The 5,364-nt window shown below is 73.8% G+C and carries 7 protein-coding genes; 4 read left to right on the plus strand and 3 right to left on the minus strand.

Going from position 1 to position 5,364, the window contains the following annotated elements; translation table 11 throughout:
* Positions 1-142: 142 nt before the first annotated feature.
* Positions 143-988 carry a hydroxymethylpyrimidine/phosphomethylpyrimidine kinase gene (locus D8M29_RS08250; RefSeq protein ID WP_036341136.1) on the minus strand — a complete coding sequence of 282 codons (846 nt, stop codon included), beginning with the start codon at positions 986-988 and terminating at the stop codon, positions 143-145.
* Positions 989-1,119: 131 nt separating this feature from the next.
* On the opposite strand from D8M29_RS08250, the gene D8M29_RS08255 reads away from it, so the two are divergent.
* The 3 genes from D8M29_RS08255 (at position 1,120) to D8M29_RS08265 (ending at position 2,639) form a co-directional block, all read left to right on the plus strand.
* Positions 1,120-1,584: a DUF4126 domain-containing protein gene (locus D8M29_RS08255; RefSeq protein ID WP_036341133.1), complete on the plus strand. Its 465-nt coding sequence runs from the start codon at positions 1,120-1,122 to the stop codon at positions 1,582-1,584.
* A complete protein-coding gene (locus D8M29_RS08260) occupies positions 1,581-1,904 on the plus strand; it encodes a putative quinol monooxygenase (protein WP_010079505.1) in 324 nt (107 codons plus the stop codon). The genes D8M29_RS08255 and D8M29_RS08260 overlap by 4 nt, the downstream gene beginning before the upstream one ends.
* A gap of 99 nt (positions 1,905-2,003) precedes the next feature.
* Positions 2,004-2,639: a GNAT family N-acetyltransferase gene (locus D8M29_RS08265; RefSeq protein WP_127445897.1), complete on the plus strand. Its 636-nt coding sequence runs from the start codon at positions 2,004-2,006 to the stop codon at positions 2,637-2,639.
* Positions 2,640-2,649: 10 nt separating this feature from the next.
* Here the strand turns inward: D8M29_RS08265 and D8M29_RS08270 are convergent, their stop codons facing one another.
* On the minus strand, positions 2,650-3,255 hold the full coding sequence (locus tag D8M29_RS08270; RefSeq protein ID WP_127445898.1) for a TetR/AcrR family transcriptional regulator: 606 nt from the start codon (positions 3,253-3,255) through the stop codon (positions 2,650-2,652).
* A 126-nt stretch (positions 3,256-3,381) separates the two neighbouring features.
* Here D8M29_RS08270 and D8M29_RS08275 point away from each other — a divergent pair, with 126 nt between their 5' ends.
* A complete protein-coding gene (locus D8M29_RS08275; protein WP_036341128.1) occupies positions 3,382-4,596 on the plus strand; it encodes an acyl-CoA dehydrogenase family protein in 1,215 nt (404 codons plus the stop codon).
* Positions 4,597-4,693: 97 nt separating this feature from the next.
* On the opposite strand, the gene D8M29_RS08280 is transcribed toward D8M29_RS08275, so the two are convergent.
* Positions 4,694-5,364, minus strand: a 671-nt coding sequence (locus D8M29_RS08280; RefSeq protein ID WP_127445899.1) for a hypothetical protein, incomplete at its 5' end; no start/stop codon positions are given.

Consider the following 5,364-nt stretch of genomic DNA (forward strand, 5'->3'; position numbering starts at 1 on the left):
CCTCCGGTCCCGTCGTCGACGGGAACGGACGACGCCGAGTGGTGGACCTCGCCGGGGACGGAAGGGGCGGGGGAGGGGAGCTTCATGCCCCCAGTGTGGCGCACCGCCCGGCTCAGGACGAGTCAGCGGCCCACGTGCGCGCTCACGCGGAGCGCAGGCCGCCCTGCCACAGGGCGGCGAACGGCGTGCGGCCCTCCACCGCCTGCGCGATGCCGGCTCCCACGAACTCCTTGGCGCGGCGCGCGGCCTCGAGCGTGGTGGCACCCTTGGCCAACTCGGCGGTGACGGCCGCGGCGAGCGAGCAGCCCGCACCAGAGACGCCGGACTGGCCGATCTTCGGGGCGGAGAGCACCTCCACGGTGTCCCCGTCCACGAACACGTCCACGGCGTCCGGGCCGGGCAGGTGCATCCCGCCCTTGGCCAGGACGGCCGCGCCGGAGATCTCGTGGATGCGCCGAGCGGCCGCCGTCAGGTCCTCGACCGAGCGCACGGTCATGCCGGAGAGCTGCTCCGTCTCGAAGTGGTTCGGGGTGGTGAACGTGGCCAGCGGCAGCAGCTCGGCCTTGAGCGCCTGGTCCGTGTCCAGGGCGTGGCCCGGCTCCTGGCCCTTGCAGATGAGCACGGGGTCCAGGACCACGTGGTCCCACTCGGCGCGGCGCAGGGCCGCGGCCGAGGTGCGGATGACCTCCGGGGAGCCCTGCATGCCCAGCTTCACGGTGCGCAGCCGCTCCGGGTAGTCACCCTGGATGGCGTCGAGCTGCTGCTGGAGGATCTCGGTGGGCACGGGGAAGAAGCGGTGGTTCCAGTCGTCCTCCGGGTCGAAGGAGACGATGCAGGTCAGCGCCACGATGCCGAAGACGCCGAGTTCCTGGAACGTCTTGAGGTCGGCCTGGGCGCCGGCGCCGCCGGTGGCCTCGGACCCGGCGATGGTCAGGGCGAGCGCGGGGGCGGAGGCGGAGTGCTGGGGGGAGTGAGCGGTCTGGGGCATGCGCCCATGGTAGGACCGACCCCGGACGGGAAGCGCCCGACGGCCGGCGGTGTTCACCGGGGAACGAGGGTCCTCGGACCCGGAGCGTCCGCCCGGGCGCCCCGAGCGACCCGCGAAGGACGGGGACGGACGTGCTCGAGTTCCTCACCGGCACGGGCCTGGCCACCTCGGCCGGGCTCAACGCCTACATCCCCCTGCTCGCCCTGGGTCTGCTGGACCGGTTCACGGGGCTCGTCGACCTGCCCGCGGGCTGGACGTGGCTCGCCGCCGACGCCTCCCTCTGGATCCTCGGCGTCCTGCTCGCGCTCGAGCTCGTCGCGGACAAGATCCCCGGGGTGGACGCGGTCAACGACGTCGTCCAGACGGTCGTGGGAGCCGACACGGTCACGGTGGGGGCCGCCGCGCCCGTGCTCTCGGCGGCCGAGGACGTCTCGGCGGCCGGCCTCGTCGCGGCCGCGCTGTTCCTGCCGGTGCTGGTCGCCGTGCTGGTGGTCGCCGTCGTCGTGGGCCTGTGGCTGCTGGCCCGGCGGTTCCGCGACCGGCGGACGCGAGGCCGTGCCGCGGCCGTGCCGGGTGGACCAGAATGGACGGCATGATCCTCATCAACCTGAAGTTCACCGTCCAGCCCGAGCGTGCCGACGAGTGGATGGACGCCGTCGCGAAGTACACCGCGGACGTGCGCTCCGAGCCCGGCAACCTGTTCTTCGAGTGGTACCGCCCGGTGGAGGGCGGCCCGAACGAGTACTTCCTGCTCGAGGGGTTCACGGACGAGGGAGCGCAGGCCCACGTCGCGTCCCCGCACTTCCAGGAGGGCCTGGACGCGATGCGCCCGCTGCTGGCGAGCACGCCCCAGATCATCTCCGAGCAGGTCGGTGCGGAGGGCTTCGGCCCGATGGGCGAGCTGCAGATCGACTGAGCCCGCCCCCGGCCAGAGGAGGCGACGGCGCCCGCGTCACGAGCGTGACGCAGGGCGCCGTCCCTGTATCCGGGGTCACACCCTGGCTACGGTGAGCGCATGAGCGCCGAGCAGAACAGCACCCAGACCCCCGGCCACCGCGCCGCCCACGTCCCTGCCGGCCAGGATCTCGGTCACCGCTGGTCCACCCGCGAGGCCGATCACGACGATCCGGCGGACCGCCGCGCCGTCCGCCAGATCGCCGAACTCGCCTTCGCGTCCACGGCCGAGGCCGACCTCGTCGAGGAGCTCGCCGGCGGCGCGGAGGGCTGGCTGCCCCAGTACTCCCTCGTGGCCATGACCGCCGCGATCCCCGGCACGGACCTGCAGTCGGACCCGATGGGCTACGGCACCCTGGTCCGGGCCCACATCGACGACGCCCAGGTGCTCGCCCTCGCCCCGCACGGCGTCCTGCCCGAGCATCAGGGCGAGGGCGCCGGCACCGCGCTCGTCAACGCCCTGCTGCAGAAGGCGCAGGCCGACGGCGAGGAGGTCGTGGTGGTCTACGGCTGGCCCGAGTACTACGCGAAGTTCGGCTTCCACCGGGCCTCCGAGCACGGCGTGCACGCGGCCTTCGCCCGGCAGCCCGATGCGCTACAGGTCCTCACGCTCCAGGACGGCGCGGAGGTGCCGGCCGGCGAGTTCCGCTACCCGCCCGCGTTCGGGGCGGAGAACGCGCAGGTCGCCGGCCGTTGAGAGCCCGGCGTCAGCCCAGGAGTCGGCGCACGGCGGCGAGCGTCCGCTCGGCCTCGGCCGGCTCGGCCGTGAGCCGCGCGATGACCTCCGCGAGGTCCGCGCGCAGGCCGGCATCGGCGTCGTCGGCCGGGGCGTGGAGCCACGCCCGCAGGGCGCGGGTGTGGACGGCCACCACGGCCGCCGCCAGCCCGACGGCGACCCCGCCGCGCGCGGGCGTGTCCGGCAGGGCCGTGGCGAGCCAGCCGGAGAACAGCTCCGTGTAGCGGTGCGAGGTGAGCAGCTCGCGCGTGCGCAGCGACTGGGAGCCGCGCAGCAGGCGGGAGCGCGCCCGGGCCCGGTCCGGATCGGCGGTGTGATGCCGGAAGACCTGGAGGACCGCCTCCTCCAGGGCCTCCCGCACGCCGAGGGAGGTGCCGCGCAGGAAGTCGTCCAGGCGGGCGAGCAGCGCCGCGTGGTCGGCGAAGACCACCTCCTCCTTCCCGCCGAGGTGGCGGAAGAAGCTGGCCCGGCTCATGCCGGCCTGGCGGGCGAGCTGGTCGGCCGTGACGGCGTCGTAGCCCTCGCGGTCCAGCAGGTGGATCAGGGCGGTGAGGGTGTCCTCGGCGGGCGTCGTCATGCGGGCCATGGTGCCACGGGCGCGGAGAGGAGGTGAGACTGCGTCTGATTCTGTGAGATGGCGTGTCAGTTGGTGTAGGGTGATGGCGGACACACCCATCTCTCCGACCCCGCCCGGGAGGCCACCATGACCGAGACCCTGCCCACCGTCGAGCCCGAGTACGACGTCGCCACGCCGCTGGACACCGACTTCTACCTCGCGCTCGCGGACGTCTCCGACGCCGAGAAGGATGTGTGGCGTCGGGCCCGCGCCTTCGCGCTCGAGCCGGACGTGCTGCCCCGGATCCGGGAGGCGTGGGACCGCCACGAGTACCCGCTGGACCTCGTGGCCCGCCTGGGGCAGGCCGACCTGCTGCGCGACGGCGTCCCCGTGGACGGGCTGCCCGACGTCTCCCGCGTTGCAGCGGGCCTGGCCATGATGGAGCTCTCGCGCCTGGACGGCTCGATCGCCACGATGACGGGCGTGCAGGGCGGTCTGGCCATGCGCTCGATCCAGCTGTGCGGCAGCGAGGAGCAGCGTGCCGAGCACCTGCCGGCCATGGCGCGCGGCGAGCTCTACGGCGCCTTCGCGCTCACGGAGCCGACCCACGGCTCCGACTCCGTCTCGCTGGAGACCCGCGCCGAGCGCGTCGACGGCGGCTGGCGGCTGCACGGGCACAAGAAGTGGATCGGCAACGGGGCCGCCGGCGGCGTGACCGTGGTGTGGGCGCGCAGCGCCGAGGACGAGAAGGTCCGCGGGTTCATCGTGCGCCAGGAGTCCGAGGGCTACACGGCCGAGGTCATCAAGGGCAAGGTCGCGCTGCGGGCCATCGACCAGGCCCACATCACCCTCGACGGCGTCTTCGTGCCCGACGCCGACGTCCTGCCCGAGGCCCGCTCCTTCAAGGACACCTCCCGCGTCCTCTTCGCCACGCGCGTGGGCGTCGCGTGGTCCGCCCTCGGGAAGGCCGTGGGCTGCTACGAGGCGGCGGTGCAGTACGCGGGGCAGCGCATCCAGTTCGGCCGGCCGCTGGCCGCCGCCCAGAGCGTGCAGACCCGCCTGGCCGAGATGCTCTCCCAGCTCACCCAGGTGCAGCTGCTCGTGCTGCGTGCGACCCGGCTCGAGGACGAGGGCCGGCTCACCGGGCCGATGGCGTCCATGGCCAAGTACTCGGCGACGCGCGCCGCGCGGTCCATCGCCGCGAACGCGCGCGACCTGCTCGGTGGCAACGGCATCCTCATCCAGAACGAGGTGGCTCGCCACTTCGCGGACATCGAGGCGATCCACACCTACGAGGGCACCGAGACCGTGCAGGGGCTGATCATCGGCCGCGAGATCACGGGGGTCGGCGCGTTCGTGTGAGATGACGCGAGCGGGGGCGGCGTGAGCCAGAGATTTCTGCTGGTACGCACGCCCCCCTGCCGCCGATTCGTCTGGCTCGGCGGCCGAATCGTCTGGCTCACGCAGGCAGAGGGAGCCGCAGGTGGGCGGCGAGGTCGCGCAGCAGGGCGGTGAGGCCGCGCCGAGTGAAGACGCTGGCGGTCACGCGCAGCACGATCCACCCCTCGGCCTGCATCCGGCGGTCGCGCTCGATGTCACGGCGCCACTGCTGCGGGTCCGTCCGGTGATGATCGCCCTCGTACTGCACGCAGACGTGGGCCTCGCGCCACACCAGGTCCGGCCGGACGGTGGACCCGTCGCTCAGCAGCAGCAGCGGATTCACCTCCGGCTCCGGCACACCCGCGTCGGCCAGCGCCAGTCGGAGGAGCGTCTCGGCCCTCGAATCCGCGCCGTTCCTGAGCAGCGGCAGGGCCGCTCGCAGGGTCCGCGTCCCTCGCCTCCCTCGCACCCGCAGCACCTCCGCCTCCAGATCACGCACGGTGCACCGCGGATGCTCGCCGGGACGACGCCGGCCCGCCGGGCCGTCAGCCCGTTGCAGCAGGCTGTCCCCGGCGGCGACGACGTCGGCCAACGGCAGACCCAGCTGCGCCAGCGCCGCCCAGGTGGCGGCCGGCGTCGTGATCCGCACCCCGGCACGCACCAGCACGGGGTCCTGCGGGTGCAGCTCATGCCCGACGACGCCGCTGCGGCGCGGCGCCCCGCCCTCGGCCCGCGTGCGCGCCAGATGGA

Origin of the sequence: Micrococcus sp. HSID17227, from assembly GCF_003989405.1 — a bacterium.
Classification (GTDB): domain Bacteria; phylum Actinomycetota; class Actinomycetes; order Actinomycetales; family Micrococcaceae; genus Micrococcus; species Micrococcus luteus.